Origin of the sequence: Actinomadura sp. DC4, assembly GCF_030406325.1 — a bacterium.
Lineage (GTDB): Bacteria > Actinomycetota > Actinomycetes > Streptosporangiales > Streptosporangiaceae > Actinoallomurus.
The window spans coordinates 178,056-192,778 of sequence record NZ_JAUEQY010000023.1; the positions used below are offsets into that span (position 1 = coordinate 178,056).

The 14,723-nt window shown below is 67.7% G+C and carries 11 protein-coding genes and 2 CRISPR repeat arrays; of the genes, 10 read left to right on the top strand and 1 reads right to left on the bottom strand.

Going from position 1 to position 14,723, the window contains the following annotated elements; genetic code table 11:
* Window positions 1-28: 28 nt before the first annotated feature.
* The 10 genes from QWU11_RS32430 (at window position 29) to cas2e (ending at window position 12,431) form a co-directional block, all read left to right on the top strand.
* Window positions 29-268 carry a hypothetical protein gene (locus tag QWU11_RS32430; protein WP_290118290.1) on the top strand — a complete coding sequence of 80 codons (240 nt, stop codon included), beginning with the start codon at window positions 29-31 and terminating at the stop codon, window positions 266-268.
* Window positions 269-322: 54 nt separating this feature from the next.
* Window positions 323-580 (top strand): tyrosine-type recombinase/integrase, encoded by a 258-nt coding sequence (locus QWU11_RS32435; RefSeq protein ID WP_290118302.1) that lies wholly within the window; start codon window positions 323-325, stop codon window positions 578-580.
* 317 nt (window positions 581-897) lie between these two features.
* Window positions 898-2,086: direct repeats of the CRISPR family, unit length 29 nt; unit sequence GGGACCATCCCCGCGTGCGCGGGGAGCAC.
* Between the two features lie 531 nt (window positions 2,087-2,617).
* A CRISPR array of direct repeats spans window positions 2,618-2,950; the repeat unit is 29 nt; unit sequence GTGCTCCCCGCGCACGCGGGGATGGTCCC.
* Window positions 2,951-3,280: 330 nt separating this feature from the next.
* Window positions 3,281-6,130 (top strand): CRISPR-associated helicase Cas3', encoded by a 2,850-nt coding sequence (gene cas3 / locus QWU11_RS32440; RefSeq protein ID WP_290118291.1) that lies wholly within the window; start codon window positions 3,281-3,283, stop codon window positions 6,128-6,130.
* Window positions 6,120-7,808 (top strand): type I-E CRISPR-associated protein Cse1/CasA, encoded by a 1,689-nt coding sequence (casA, locus tag QWU11_RS32445; protein WP_290118292.1) that lies wholly within the window; start codon window positions 6,120-6,122, stop codon window positions 7,806-7,808. Before cas3 ends, casA begins: the two co-directional genes overlap by 11 nt.
* Window positions 7,809-7,864: 56 nt before the next feature.
* Entirely contained in the window at window positions 7,865-8,539 is a 675-nt protein-coding gene (casB, locus tag QWU11_RS32450) for a type I-E CRISPR-associated protein Cse2/CasB (protein ID WP_290118293.1), read from the top strand.
* On the top strand, window positions 8,536-9,735 hold the full coding sequence (gene cas7e / locus QWU11_RS32455) for a type I-E CRISPR-associated protein Cas7/Cse4/CasC (protein ID WP_290118294.1): 1,200 nt from the start codon (window positions 8,536-8,538) through the stop codon (window positions 9,733-9,735). Before casB ends, cas7e begins: the two co-directional genes overlap by 4 nt.
* Window positions 9,732-10,445, top strand: coding sequence for a type I-E CRISPR-associated protein Cas5/CasD (cas5e, locus tag QWU11_RS32460; RefSeq protein ID WP_290118295.1), 714 nt, complete (start codon window positions 9,732-9,734; stop codon window positions 10,443-10,445). Before cas7e ends, cas5e begins: the two co-directional genes overlap by 4 nt.
* Window positions 10,445-11,131, top strand: coding sequence for a type I-E CRISPR-associated protein Cas6/Cse3/CasE (gene cas6e / locus QWU11_RS32465; RefSeq protein ID WP_290118296.1), 687 nt, complete (start codon window positions 10,445-10,447; stop codon window positions 11,129-11,131). The genes cas5e and cas6e overlap by 1 nt, the downstream gene beginning before the upstream one ends.
* 2 nt (window positions 11,132-11,133) lie before the next feature.
* Window positions 11,134-12,081, top strand: a complete 948-nt coding sequence (gene cas1e, locus QWU11_RS32470; RefSeq protein ID WP_290118297.1) for a type I-E CRISPR-associated endonuclease Cas1e — start codon at window positions 11,134-11,136, stop codon at window positions 12,079-12,081.
* Entirely contained in the window at window positions 12,078-12,431 is a 354-nt protein-coding gene (gene cas2e, locus QWU11_RS32475) for a type I-E CRISPR-associated endoribonuclease Cas2e (protein WP_290118298.1), read from the top strand. Before cas1e ends, cas2e begins: the two co-directional genes overlap by 4 nt.
* Window positions 12,432-13,945: 1,514 nt before the next feature.
* Here cas2e and QWU11_RS32480 read toward each other — a convergent pair.
* Entirely contained in the window at window positions 13,946-14,281 is a 336-nt protein-coding gene (locus QWU11_RS32480; RefSeq protein ID WP_290118299.1) for a hypothetical protein, read from the bottom strand.
* Between the last annotated feature and the right edge of the window lie 442 nt (window positions 14,282-14,723).

Here is a 14,723-nt window from a genome sequence, read left to right on the forward strand (position 1 = left end):
TAAGACCCCCCGATTAGGACTGGATTATATGGAGATGGAGATGGCGAGTACTGGTGGGTATGGCGAAGCCATGCCGAAGATTCAGGAGTATCTGGAAAAATATCGGACGGCTCTTGAAGGGGTCCGGGCAACACATCGAGGGCGACCGATAAGTGAGGTTCGCAGGGCGCTCGCGCAAGCGCTCGACGTCGAGGGTGTCGAGGTCTGGAATGAGGTCGCAGAAGATGCAGCTCGATTGATCTCCGAGGAGAAAGACGATGGTTGCTGACTCGATAGAGCGACCGATTTTAAACGAATGCAGCATTGGAGAGTGCGGTGAGGTATCAGATGCGATCCTGGCGCGAGGGGTGACCTCGGCGAGGAGAAGCAGGACGCCGAGCCGCTGCCGGAGATTCGCCTTTACGACTTGCGGCACACACACGCGACGCTGCTCCTGATCAAGGGTGTCCCGGTGAAGGTCGTCAGCGAGCGGCTCGGACACGCGTCACCGACCGTGACCCTGACCGTGTACGCGCACGTCTTGCCGGGCAACCAACGGGACGCGGCGGACACGTTCGCGGCCCTGGTTTCGGGGGCCTGAATCCATGATCAGTATCACCAGCGGTATCACAGACGATTCGGCCAGAGAAATGAGAACGTCCCGAGTCGCTGACCTTGCGAAACTCGGGACGGATCTTGTGTCCGAGGGGTGACTGGACAGTTGAGCCCATGGTCTTGCCTGCTGACCTTGTCCTACGTCGGCGGTGAGCGGGGCGTACTTGCTCGGTCATGACGACAGCGTCGTACGACAGCGCCGCGCGGATCAGCGAGAACCGCGCGTAGGCGTGGAGAAGCGTCGTGACCTGATCGCCGTCCCGGCTCTCGATCGGGGAGGACTCGTCTGCGCGTCGTCGGTCAGGGACCATCTCCGCGTGCGCGGGGAGCACGAAGGTCCGCGGCCAGGCGTCGGCCGCGGACGGGGACCATCCCCGCGTGCGCGGGGAGCACACGCCGGCCACCGTGGCGCCCATCAGGAGGGAGGGACCATCCCCGCGTGCGCGGGGAACACGTGAGGTACTCGCCCTCGTTGCCGGTGTCGTCGGGACCATCCCCGCGTGCGCGGGGAGCACAACGCGGCGAAGGAGTTCCGGAACCTGAGCGTGGGACCATCCCCGCGTGCGCGGGGAGCACACGCGCCTCGGTCGGTACGGCCCCGACTGGCAGGGACCATCCCCGCGTGCGCGGGGAGCACCGGACCTGTCCGGGCATGCGGTTGCGCTGCTGGGGACCATCCCCGCGTGCGCGGGGAGCACAGAGCACGTGCTTTGGGAGCACGGGGGTCGCGGGGACCATCCCCGCGTGCGCGGGGAGCACTTCCGATAAAGAATCCGCCACCAAGCAACGCCGGGACCATCCCCGCGTGCGCGGGGAGCACGAGCGGTTGCGTCGGCCGGTCTGCTCGCTGCGGGGACCATCCCCGCGTGCGCGGGGAGCACATGACGCTGGCCGACCCGCCTGGGCAGGTGGCGGGACCATCCCCGCGTGCGCGGGGAGCACGAGGACTCACGCCGCAGCGTCGACCTCCCGCCGGGACCATCCCCGCGTGCGCGGGGAGCACGGACGCTCAACGAGCTGGACCCGGTTGTCCCTGGGACCATCCCCGCGTGCGCGGGGAGCACTTCGGCTCAGCTTCCGCGAGTGGGGAGAACCCGGGACCATCCCCGCGTGCGCGGGGAGCACTTGTAGCTGGCGGGCAGCCGGTAGCCGGTGACGGGACCATCCCCGCGTGCGCGGGGAGCACTCATGAGGCAGTTCAACCATGATCCAACGGCCGGGACCATCCCCGCGTGCGCGGGGAGCACACGGCGAGCTTGTCCGAGTCCTGCGACGTCCCGGGACCATCCCCGCGTGCGCGGGGAGCACGCCGTCATCGTGATCGGCGCAACCCTCGTGGGGGGACCATCCCCGCGTGCGCGGGGAGCACATCGGCCGGGGGCGCTGTGGTCCTGCGCGGTGGGGACCATCCCCGCGTGCGCGGGGAGCACAAGGACTCCTGGCCGGCGAAGGTCGTGCAGAAGGGACCATCCCCGCGTGCGCGGGGAGCACACTCGCTGACCTGCGGAGTTACGAGGCGCGAAAGCCGGTTTTCATTACTTTCATGGAACCGGACATATCTCCTAGTTTTGTACAGGTCGCCCATATTAAGCCGGGGTGTCGGGTCGTTCGCTGTTCTTTGGAGTCTATCGATGGGGTCTGCCGTTCCCCAGTGTCTGTGGGTTACTGATGCAGTGGTCGGCGCGCGTGGAGTTGGGGCTGGGGTGACTGGTTTCGGGGAGGTATACGGTCGTGGGCTCGTTGGTATGGATCGGCTCGGTCGGTTGCTGTTGCCGGGGGTGGCTGGTTGCGTGTCATGGTTGGTCGTCTCGTCGGGTGGCGGAGTTGTCCGTGTTGAACGGCGTGGATCACCGTGCAGTGGTGACTTGCTGCTGACCTTTCCGTGACGGACGGGAGTCAAGTGTCCGATCGCTGTCGCTTGTGGCCAAGGCTTAGCGGCTCGACACTGGTGTCGGAAATGACCGGATCAATATAAGTAATGAAATTAGCCCCACTTGATGCTCGAAGACCCCAGGTCATAGAGGTGCTCCCCGCGCACGCGGGGATGGTCCCTCGATCAAGGGCGCCGAGAACGAGCACGCCCTGTGCTCCCGCGCACGCGGGGATGGTCCCGCTCATCCTCAGCCTCACCGCCGCCCTCGCCCGTGCTCCCCGCGCACGCGGGGATGGTCCCACGGAGGTCATCTTCGACGACGTCGCCATGGCGTGCTCCCCGCGCACGCGGGGATGATCCTACGGATCCGTACGGATATCCGCGTGACGCGCTGTGCTCCCCGCGCACGCGGGGATGGTCCCGACCAGCGCGCCGCGGCCTTCTTGTCCGCGAAGTGCTCCCCGCTCGCGCGTGGTGGGTCCCACCAGGACGAGGTCCGAGATCATCCCGCGCCAGCATGTTGAGCTGGAAACATCCCGTGTGTGTGGGGCCGCACTCGGTGATCTAGCTGTCACCTGAAAGAAGGGACGAATCTGACTAAAGTTGATATTCGGACATAGTTTCAGGTAATTAATGTTTCGTTCATTCACCACCAAAGCCCTGCTGACTTGTTTGTGGACTGCATCGTTGGTGGTGTGGGTGAGTTAGTGAGATTTGATGTTGTGGGTTCGGGATGTGCGTTTAGATGTGCTTGTGGGGAACGGGGAGCTCGTATCTGTTCGGTTTGGTGGATTGTCGGCTGCGGCGCGTGCGGTGTGGGCGAAGCATGATCGGGCGACCGATGGTTGGTTGCCGTTGTGGCGGCATTTGGCGGACAGTGCCGCAGTGGCGGGGATGTTGTGGGATGAGTGGTTGCCTGGTTCGGTTCGGGCCGTGTTGGGTGATGCGTTTGCGGGTGGGGTGGAGGACGCACGTCGGTTGGTGATCTGGCTGGCGTCTGTGCATGACGTTGGTAAGGCAACGCCGGCGTTCGCGTGTCAGGTCGAGTCGTTGGCTCAGGGCATGCGGGATGCGGGGTTGGATATGCCTTCGTTGCGTCAGTTCGTTGATCGTGGGCTCGCGCCGCATGGTCTGGCGGGGCAGATGTTGTTGCAGCAGTGGTTGATGGAGCGGTGTGGTTGGTCTCGGTCGGTGACGTTGCAGTGGGCGGTCGTCGTTGGTGGGCATCATGGGGTGCCTCCGGAGAGGCTTGATGTTCAGGCGTTGAACGTCCATCCGGAGTTGTTGCGTTCGCCGGGGTGTGAGGCGGCGTGGCGGGATGTGCAGTTTGAGTTCTTGGATGCGTGCGCGCAGGAGTGCGGGGTCGCTGGCCGCTTGCCTGCGTGGCGGGATGTGAAGTTGTCGCAGCCGGTGCAGGTGCTGCTGAGCGCGGTGGTCATCGTCGCTGACTGGATCGCCAGCAACGCGGAGCTGTTTCCGTATTTCCCGCAGGCGGCGCGCCAAGGTGACCGGGAGCGGGTGGAGGCGGCATGGAATGGTCTGGGACTGCCGCGCCCGTGGGAGGCGGTCGAGCCGCCGGAGGATCCCGCCGTGTTGGTCTTCTCGCGGTTTGTCATGCCGCGGGGTGCGCGTGTGCGTCCGGTTCAGCTGCGTGCGGTTGAGCTGGCACAAGGGATGCCGGTAGCTGGTCTGATGGTGATCGAGGCGCCGATGGGAGAGGGCAAGACCGAGGCGGCGCTGGCGGTCGCGGAGATCTTCGCGGCGCGTTCGGGTGCGGGCGGATGTGTGATCGCGTTGCCGACGATGGCGACGGGGAACGCGATGTTCCCCCGGCTTTTGGATTGGCTGGATCGGCTGCCGGACGGTCGTAGCGAGCCGGGTGCGCGGTCGGTGTTGCTGGCGCATTCGAAGGCGGCGTTAAACGAGGATTTCGCCGGGCTGATGCGTTCGGGGCGGCGGGTGAGCGCGGTGGATGTGGACGGCGGCCGTGATGAGTGGGGTCACCGTGATGGCCGGCGGGTCTTGTCGGCGGAGTTGGTGGCGCATCAGTGGTTGCGGGGGAAGAAGAAGGCGCTGTTGGCGTCGTTCGTGGTCGGCACGATCGACCAGTTGCTGTTCATGGGGTTGAAGTCTCGTCACCTGGCGTTGCGGCACCTCGCGTTCGCGGGGAAGGTCGTGATCATCGACGAGGCGCATGCGTATGACACCTACATGAGTTCCTATCTGGATCGGGTGTTGTCGTGGCTGGGCGCGTACGGGGTGCCGGTGGTGGTGTTGTCAGCGACGCTGCCGGCCATGCGCCGCCAAGAGCTCGCACAGGCCTACGCGGGCCCGGGCGCCGATCTGGACGCGGGTTTGGGTGAGGTCGCTTCGGCGGATGGATATCCGCTGCTGACCGTGGTCGAGCCGGGCGGGCGCGTGCGGCTGGAGCAGGTCGAGCCGTCCGGCCGGCGCACCGATGTACGACTGGAGCGCTTTAGCGATGATCTGGACGTTCTGGCCGACCGGCTCGAGGCTGAGCTGGAGGGTGGCGGGTGCGTTTTGGTGGTGCGCAATACCGTCGACCGGGTCCTGCAGGCCGCTGCCGTGCTGCGAAGGCGTTTCGGGCCGGATCAGGTCACGGTGGCGCATGCTCGTTTCCTGGATCTGGATCGGGTGGATAAGGACGCGGACCTGCTGGCTCGGTTCGGGCCGCCGGGGGAGCACACTCGCCGACCGGCAACGCAGATCGTGGTGGCCAGCCAGGTCGCCGAGCAGTCCTTGGACATCGACTTCGATCTCCTGGTGACGGATCTGTGCCCGGTCGATCTGCTGTTGCAGCGGATGGGGCGGCTGCATCGGCATCGGCGCGGTGAGGACCACGCCGATCGGCCGGAGCGTCTGAGGGTGGCCCGGTGTCTGTTGACCGGCGCGGATTGGGCGGCGGTGCCGGTGGAGCCGGTGGACGGTTCGCGGCGGGTGTACGGGCTGCACGCGTTGCTGCGTTCGGCGGCGGTGCTGGAGCCGTACCTGTCAGGGACGGGCCCGGCCGGTGACGTCGTTGCCTTGCCCGAGGACATCAGCCCGCTGGTGCAGCGCGCCTACGGGCCGGATTCGCAGGGGCCGCCGGAGTGGCGGCCGGCGATGGACGCGGCGCGGACACGGCACGAGCAGCGTCAGGGCAGGCAGCAGGAGAAGGCGGATGCTTTCCGGCTGAACCCGGTGGGCCGGCCTGGGCGGAGTCTCCTCGGCTGGGTCGAGGCGGGGGTCGGGGATGCCGATGACACTCGGCGGGGCCGGGCGCAGGTCCGTGATAGTCGCGAGTCGCTGGAGGTGCTGGTCGTCCAGCGTCGGGCGGACGGGTCGGTGGTGACGGTGCCGTGGCTGACCAAGGGCCGCGGTGGCCGGGAACTGCCCACCGAGACGGTCCCAGATTCCCGGGATGCCCGAACGGTGGCTGCTTGCGGCCTCCGGCTGCCGTTCGTGTTCTCGATCCCGGAGGTGCTTGATCGCGCGATCGCCGAACTGGAAGCCGAATGCGTCCCGGCGTGGCAGTCCAAGGAAAGTCATTGGCTGGCCGGGGAGCTGATTCTCTTCCTGGATGAAAACTGTCAGACCCGTTTGGCAGGCTATGACCTTCGCTATAGCCAAGCCGATGGCCTGGAGGTCGCCAATGCCGAGTGAGCTTTCCACAGATTTAGGGCTTTCGTTCGATTTGACCGAATCGGCGTGGGTGCCGGTGCAGCGTCTGAACGGAACCGAGGAGGAACTGTCCCTTAACGCTGTTTTCGCTCAAGCGGAATCCCTGCGACGGATTGTCGGGGATGTGGCGACGCAGGAGTTCGCGTTGCTGCGGCTGCTGCTGGCGATCCTGCACGACGCTATCGACGGCCCCGAAGACCTGGAGGCATGGCAGGAACTATGGGACACGGGCGTTCCGGCCGACCGCATCGCCGTTTATCTCCGGGGGCATCGCAGCCGATTCGATCTGCTGCACCCGGATACGCCTTTCTTCCAGACTGCGGGTCTGCGAACCGCTCAAGACGAGGTCTTCTCCCTGGATCGCATCGTCGCCGACGTGCCCAATGGCGAGCCGTTCTTCACGATGCGCGCTCGTGGCGCCGACCGGTTGAGCTTCGCCGAGGCCGCGCGCTGGCTCGTGCACGCCCACGCCTATGACACCTCCGGGATCAAGACCGGCGCGGTCGGGGACCGGCGCGTCAAGGGCGGCAAGGTCTACCCCCAAGGCGTCGGATGGGCCGGAAACCTCGGCGGTGTCTTCGTCGAAGGAAACGATCTGCGGGAGACACTCCTGTTGAATCTGATGGCCTTCGACACCGACACCCTGCGCATCGACCCCGGCAGCGATCGGCCCGCCTGGCGCCACGACCCGACCGGGCCGGGGCAGACGCCGGTGCTGACCGGGCGGCCCGCGGGCCCACGGGACCTGTACACCTGGCAGTCCCGGCGGGTCCGCCTGCACTTCGACGCCGACGGGGCGTGGGGGGTGGTGCTGGCTTACGGTGACCCGCAGTCCGCTCAGAACCGGCATCGGTGCGAGCCGATGACGGCCTGGCGGCGCAGCCCGGCGCAGGAGAAGCAGACCGGCCTGGCGCAGGTGTATCTGCCGCGGATCCATGATCCGAGCCGCAGCGCGTGGCGGGGCCTGGGCGCGCTGGTCGCCGGCCGGGTCCCCGGAGCCGAACAACGCGCTGAGGCCGCGGCGATCGTACGGCCCCGTGTGCTGGACTGGGCGGCCCGCCTCAGCGTCGAAGGAGACCTCCCGGCGACCTTCCTCATCCGGGCCCGGCTGATCGGCGCGATCTACGGCACCCAGCAATCGGTCATCGACGAGGTCGTCGACGATGCGGTGGCGATGCCACTGGTGTTGCTGCACAAAGACGACGACCGGCTGGGCCAGACCGCGATCGACGCCGTCACCGACGCCGAAGCGGCAGTGACCGCGTTCGGTGATCTGGCCGCCGACCTGGCCGACGCCGCCGGCGCCGACCCGACCCCGCGTAGAGACACCGCACGGGCCTTGGGTTTCCAGACGCTGGATGGCCCGTTCCGCGGTTGGCTCGCCAAGCTCACCCTTGGCGCTGACCCGGCCAAGCGCCGGGCGGACTGGCAGCGCCTGGCGCGTCAGGCGGTCCTACGGCTGGCCGATCAGCTGGTAGGAGAGGCCGGGGACGCCGCCTGGGAAGGGCGGATCATCCAGACACGGGCCGGCCAGAAATTGTGGCTGACCGCCTCCCGCGCTGACCTGAGTTTCCGGATCCGTCTGCGCAAGGCCCTTCCCGCCGCGGCCGACCCAGGCGAGGCAGCACCGGCTCCGGCCGGTGACGAACCGGCGGCCTGACCAACCCCACCACCATCCTGCCGTCACCCCATCGGTGCCGGCCATCGACGGAGGTCATGACCGTGACCAACCCTGCCCCGGCCACGCAGCGACGCCATGTCGGCGATGTCGTCGGAGAGGTCGCCGGGACCTACATCACCGAACTGCAGCGCGGCTACCGCAACGACGTCGGCTCGGCCGTGGCGATGCTCGCCCAGCTGCGGCGCGGCGCCGGCAAACTCCCCACGGACGTGCCGGAGCTGTGGGGCCTGACCGGCACCGACCGCCTGTACCGGCAGGCGCCACAGCTGGAAACCGATGAGACCGCCGCATCCCGCGCCGAGGCGGCCCTGTTCCTCGCGCTGACGCTGTACGCGCTGCATCAACAGTCCCGCCCTGACCGCGACATGCACAAGCCCGGCGCCGCGTTCGGCGCTGCGGTGCGTCGGCTGATGGGCGAGGAGGTCGATGAGCCGATCCGCAAACGGTTCGCCCAGATCGGTGCCTCCTCCACCGCCGCGATTTTGGCCGACCGGCTGCGCGGCATGGTCAAGCTGCTGCGCGCCGAATCGATCCCGTTGGATTACGCCCAGCTCACCGCCCAGCTGTACCGCGCGCAACTGCCCGGCGGCCTCACCCAGGTCCGCCGGGTTTGGGGCCGCGGCTTCCACGCCTACCAGCCGCCCACCACCGGATCCACCACTCAGGTTCCCGGCAACGGCGAGCCCACGACCGATGAGGAGACCTCATGACGAACCGGACCATCCTTGAGCTGCACATCCTGCAGACCGTCCCGCCCTCCAACCTCAACCGGGATGACACCGGCAGCCCCAAGACCGCCGTCTACGGGGGCGTCCGCCGCGCGCGGGTGTCCAGCCAGGCGTGGAAACGCGCCACCCGCCGCGCGTTCGACGGCCTCCTCGACGCCCGAGACCTGGGCGTGCGCACCAAGCGCGTGGCCGAACTGCTGGCTGATCGGATCCGCGTGCACGACCCCTCGATCGAAGAGACCCAGGCGTGGGCACTGGCGGCCGAGACGATCCAGTCCGCGACCGGATCCAAGATCGAGACACCCAAGCGCAAGGCGTCCGCGAAGACCGACGCGGACCAGGCGGCACCGGAATCGAAGTACCTGATGTTCCTCAGCGCCCGCCAACTCGACGGTCTCGCCCAGGTCGCCATCGAAGCACGCGACGACGTCAAGGCCTACTTCAAGGACAAGGACAACAAGACCCGGGCGCGGCAGGTCGCCAACACCGGCCACTCGGTCGACATCGCGTTGTTCGGCCGGATGGTCGCCGACGGTGCCGACATCAACGTCGACGCCGCCGCCCAGGTCGCGCACGCCATCAGCGTCCACCAGGCCGACAACGAGTCCGACTACTACACCGCCGTCGATGACCGCAAGAACCGCGAGACCGACGACCTGGGCGCCGGCATGATCGGCACTGTGGAGTTCAACTCCGCGACCCTGTATCGGTACGCCGCCGTCGACGTCGACCTGCTCGGAAAGAACCTCGGCAAGGGCCTACGCGAAGACGAACCGCTCACCGACCCGGTACGGCGCGCCGTGGAGGCGTTCACCGAAGGGTTCATCACCTCCCTGCCGACCGGCAAGCTCAACACCTTCGGCAACCACACCCTCCCCGACGCCGTCATCATCAAGCTCCGCAGCTCCCGGCCGATCAACCTCGTCGCGGCATTCGAACAGCCGTGCCGCGCCGACCAGGAGATCGGCGGTCACCTGCGTCAAGCCTGCGAACGACTCGCCGCCTACATCCCGCAGGTCGAACACGCCTACGGCCTCGACGACGACGCCCGCACCTGGGTGCTGCGCGTGGGAGCCAACACCGACCCGCTGACCGGGCTCGGCACCGAACTGGCGCTGGGCGAACTCATCGACGCGATCGGCACCGAAGTCGCCCAGCGCGTCAAGGATCAAGCATGAGCGTCATGATGATGCAGCTCGCCGGGCCCCTGCAGTCCTGGGGCGCCGCGGCCCGCTTCGCACGGCGCACCACCGAACCAGCCCCGACCAAAAGCGGCGTCATCGGGCTGATGGCCGCAGCCCTAGGCCGGGACCGCAGCACGGACCTCACCGACCTGGCCGCCCTCCGCTTCGGGATCCGCATCGACCAGCCCGGCAGCATGATCCGGGACTATCAGACCGCCCAGCACTTCGACACCGGCAAATCCATGCCGGTCTCCGAACGCTTCTACCTCGCCGACGCGGTATTCCTCGCCGCACTCGAAGGCGACACAGACCTGATCGAGACCCTGCACGACGCGATTCGCGCTCCGGTCTTCCTGCCCTACCTGGGGCGCCGATCCTGCCCACCCGCCAGGCGTATCGACCTCGGCGTCCACCACGACCGCACTCTCAGCCAAGCACTGGCCGAGGAAGAGTGGCGCGCCGCCACCTGGTATCAGCGCCGGCACCGGCACACCCACGTCGACCTGGAGACCCGCATCGAGGCGGGTCCCACCGACGGCCCGGCCGACAGCCTGCGGGACCAGCCCCTTAGCTTCGACCCTCGGCACCGCCGCTACGCACTACGCGGCGTCCTCACCGACCACGTCAACATCCCCAACCCCTGCGCCCGCCCCGCCGTCTCGATCCCCGACCACGACCCGACATCTGTGTTGGGAGGCACGTGATGTACCTGACTCGCTTCCGCGTCAACACCCAACGCGTCCCCGCCCGCCGGCTGCTGTCCTCCCCGCAGATGCTGCACGCCGCGGTCCTGTCCTCCTTCGCCGAACCCCCCACACAAAACGCAGACGGACCCCGGGTGCTGTGGCGGCTGGACCGCAACAGTAACGCCGAGACCCACCTGTTCATCGTCAGCCCGGACAAGCCCGACCTCACCCACCTCGTCGAACAGGCAGGCTGGCCCACCACCGGCGGCTGGCAAACATTGGAATACGCCCCGTTCCTGTCCCGCCTCACCAAAGGCGACCGGTGGGCTTTCCGCCTCACCGCCAACCCCGTGCACAGCATCCGCCGCACCGACAAGGAACCCACCAAGGTCACAGCACACGTCACCCCCCGCCATCAGATGCAGTGGCTACTGGACCGCCAGGAAAAAGCCGGATTCACGATCGCGGAAAAACCCCAGGAACGCCGCCTGACCGAAGGCGACGTCCACGAACTGATCGTCCATGATCGCCGACAGATCGCGTTCAAGAAGAAAGGCAACACACGCCCGGTCTCACTCGCCACCGCCACCTTCGACGGCAGACTGGAGATCACCGACCCCGACACGTTCCGCCGCACGCTGACCAGCGGAATCGGCCGAGCCAAAGCGTACGGCTGCGGGCTGATGACCCTCGCGCGAGCCTGACCATGGCCACGATCGGCGAACGCGGCGCGTCCTCGGCCTGGGAACTCACCCGCATGGCCGACCGGATCTCCTTCATCTACCTCGAGCGCTGCACCCTGCACCGCGAGGACAACGCGATCACCGCCGAAGACGCCGACGGCGTGACGCACATCCCGTCCGCGACCATCGGCACCCTGCTGCTCGGCCCCGGCACCCGCGTCACCCACCAGGCGATGAGCCTGCTGGGCGACACCGGAGCGGGCGTGGTGTGGGTCGGTGAACGCGGCGTCCGCTTCTACGCCGGTGGCCGCGCCCTCACCCGCTCAGCCGCACTCGCCCAAGCCCAGGCCACAGCATGGGCGAACAGGCGCACCCGTCTGGACGTGGCCCGCGCCATGTACCGGCTACGGTTCCCCGGCGAAGACACCGCCGGCCTGACCCGGCAGGAACTCCTGGGCCGCGAAGGCCGGCGCGTCAAGGACCGCTACCGCGCCGAGGCGGCACGTACCGGCCTGACCTGGGACGGCCGGCACTACACCCCAGGCGACTTCACCTCCGGCGACCCCGCCAACCAGGCCATCACCGCCGCCGCCCAATGCATGTACGGCATCGCCCAGACCACGATCACCGCCCTGGGCTGCGTCCCGGGCCTGGGATTCATCCACTCAGGCCATGAGCTCGCGTTCGTCCTGGACATCGCCGACCTGTACAAGACCGAGATCGCGATCCCCGTCGCGTTCGAGGTCGCCGCCGAAGACACCGAAGATGTGGGCTCACGCACCCGCCGCGCCATCCGCGACCGCGTGAACGAGATCGGCCTGCTGAAGCGATGCGTCAACGACGTCAAGCGCCTCCTGCTCCCCGACGCCGAGACCGACCCCGCCGACCCCGATCAGGATCGCGTCACCCTCCAAACCGACCACGGAACCGACGTGGACGCGGGCCGCAACTGGGGATGGCCGGACTGGTGACGGTCATCGTCTTGACCAACTGCCCGGCCGGCCTACGCGGCTTCCTCACCCGCTGGCTCATGGAAATCGCACCCGGCGTCTTCATCGGCGGCCCATCAGCCCGCATCCGCCACGCACTGTGGAACGAGGTCAAGGACTACGCCGCGACGGGCCGGGCCCTGCTGGCGTACACCACCGACAACGAACAGGGCTTCACCTTCGAAACCTGGGACCACAAATGGCACCCAATCGACCACGAAGGCATCACCCTGCTCCGCCGCCCCAAACAACGGCCCGCCGTCACCGCCACCAGCCCCCCGCCGAAAGGCTGGAGCAACGCATCCAAACGTCGCCGCTACGGCAAGAACTAAGCCGGACTACACCGGGGCCCGAAATGCCCAAATCGAAGAAAGTGATAAATCCAGCCCACCCGGCTCCGGAAAGCCCCAGGTCACTGAGGGTACTCCCCGCGCACGCGGGGATGGTCCCGGCCCTAATACTCAGGGACTCGCCGACTGGCTGTACTCCCCGCGCACGCGGGGATGGTCCGGCTCACCGTGCACGGTTTCAAGGTCACAGCCGTACTCCCCGCGCACGCGGGGATGGTCCCCGCACGGGCCGGCAAGGACGGGTCGGTGACGGGTACTCCCCGCGCACGCGGGGATGGTCCCCGGATCCAGGCCAGCGGATCTAGGACGGCGGAGTACTCCCCGCGCACGCGGGGATGGTCCTTCGGAAACCTCATGATGGCCCGATTCAACGCCGTACTCCCCGCGCACGCGGGGATGGTCCCCCGGCGACGAGGTAGAGGCCTGCCCGCGGGGCGTACTCCCCGCGCACGCGGGGATGGTCCCTAGCTCCGTTTCCGGATTAAAGCATGGAGTTCGTGCTCCCCGCGCACGCGGGGATGGTCCCCTCGATCGGGTCCGTCTCAGTCTTGGGGGTCAGTGCTCCCCGCGCACGCGGGGATGGTCCCGATGGGGAGCTGTTGTGTCCCGCCTGCGGTAGGTGCTCCCCGCACGCGGGGATGGTCCCCCGCCCGTGAGGTCAACGTCACGTTCGGCGGTGCTCCCCGCGCACGCGGGGATGGTCCCGTCAGGTCGACCCAGCCCGTGTCGGAGTCGTAGTGCTCCCCGCACACGCGGGGATGGTCCCGAGATCACCGCGTTCTGCATCGTTCGTGAGGGGTGCTCCCCCGCGCACGCCGGGGATGGTCCCCTGCTCATCCCGTGGTTCGTGTGGCGGCTCCGGTGCTCCCCGCGCGCGGGGATGGTCCCAACGGCGGGAACGCCGACTTCGACTGGGCGACGTGCTCCCCGCGTACGCGGGGACGGCCCCAGGCCCATCTTGGGCGCCGTGCCGGCCACGAAGTGCTCCCCGCGCACGGCGGGGACGGTCCTCTGTCTCCCATGGGAGACAAACGTTCTCCGAGGTGCTCCCCGGCACCGCAGGGATGATATCTGGAATACCCCGTACTCGATCCCGGCTCGACCGCCCTCGCTGTCCAGGCCCAGCTCGCGGCCTCCCGAGGAGGGAACAGGGCGGAGAGGACGGCCGCGCGAAGCGGGGTGTTGTGGCTGCTGGGCAGCCGGCCCAGAACGACTAGTTCGAAGGATCCGGTCTGGCGGCCTCGGCCAACGCCAATACGAACTGCACGGGACGGGCCGGAGAGGCGTTCGGCGCCGTAGGCGGATCACGCCTGGTGACCATTGCCACCCGCTTACGTTTCCTGGCCGGGCGCCGCCGCTAACACCCGGGGCCATCTTGCGATGGACCATGACCGCATGAGATCCGAACGCCTCTGACGACTAGCGGTGGGGGAAAATGACGAGCTCACCGAACAGCCGGGACGGCGCGGATGGCTCGCCCCGGCGGTTCAGCTGGTTTAGGCGGTCGTGGCGGGTGGTCCGTCGCGGATCGTGCGGGCCGCTGTGACCAGGTTCTGTAGTGAGGTGCGGACCTCGGGCCAGCCATGGGCCTTCAGGCCGCAGTCGGGGTTGATCCGCAGGCGTTCGGCGGGGATGGCCTCGAGGCCTTTGCGCAGCAGATCGGTGGCCTCGGCGGCGCTCGGGACGCGGGGTGAATGGATGTCATAGACGCCGGGTCCCCCCTCGGGTGGTGGCGAGTTCGGCGGTGACCTGCATGTGGGGAGTGCGCGGCTTCCAGGCTGATGACGTCGGCGTCGAGGTCGTCGATGGCGAACTCGGCATAGCACGCACATGCGGGTGGATCTTGGTGTCGGGACAGACGCCGTTGGTGATGAGGCGGAAGGCTCCGGTGGCCCAGGCGAGGTAGGTGGCGTGGTCCGCGACGATCGGGAACGGTGCCGGTGACGGCCGTATTATTCTCGCCGGGCGATCGAACCTCATTACGCGCCGAGTATGGGTGTGTTCTCGCTCGCGCCAATCCATAACCAGCGCCAACCCCCGAAGATGCGGCGAGGTCGACCACAGCAGCCGCGACCCGTACGGGATGAGGGAATCGTCACCGGCTGGCCGTTGTGGAGATTTGTGCTACTGGACTTCCCGAAGGGTCTCTAGTGTCCTGAGTCTTAATTTCTGTTTATATGTGTAGGCTCGGTGGGTGGCGCGTACAGGGCGGCCGAAGGCCGAGTTGTTATTGACCGATGAGGAGCGGGCTGCGCTTGAGGGGTGGGTGCGGCG

What these genes read in the sequence shown, in the direction of transcription:
- QWU11_RS32430 (WP_290118290.1), top strand. Translation starts at nt 29, where the DNA reads ATGGAGATGGAGATGGCGAGTACTGGTGGGTATGGCGAAGCCATGCCG.
- casA (WP_290118292.1), top strand. Translation starts at nt 6,120, where the DNA reads ATGCCGAGTGAGCTTTCCACAGATTTAGGGCTTTCGTTCGATTTGACC.
- casB (WP_290118293.1), top strand. Translation starts at nt 7,865, where the DNA reads ATGACCGTGACCAACCCTGCCCCGGCCACGCAGCGACGCCATGTCGGC.
- cas7e (WP_290118294.1), top strand. Translation starts at nt 8,536, where the DNA reads ATGACGAACCGGACCATCCTTGAGCTGCACATCCTGCAGACCGTCCCG.
- cas5e (WP_290118295.1), top strand. Translation starts at nt 9,732, where the DNA reads ATGAGCGTCATGATGATGCAGCTCGCCGGGCCCCTGCAGTCCTGGGGC.
- cas6e (WP_290118296.1), top strand. Translation starts at nt 10,445, where the DNA reads ATGTACCTGACTCGCTTCCGCGTCAACACCCAACGCGTCCCCGCCCGC.
- cas1e (WP_290118297.1), top strand. Translation starts at nt 11,134, where the DNA reads ATGGCCACGATCGGCGAACGCGGCGCGTCCTCGGCCTGGGAACTCACC.
- QWU11_RS32480 (WP_290118299.1), bottom strand. Translation starts at nt 14,281, where the DNA reads ATGTGCGTGCTATGCCGAGTTCGCCATCGACGACCTCGACGCCGACGT.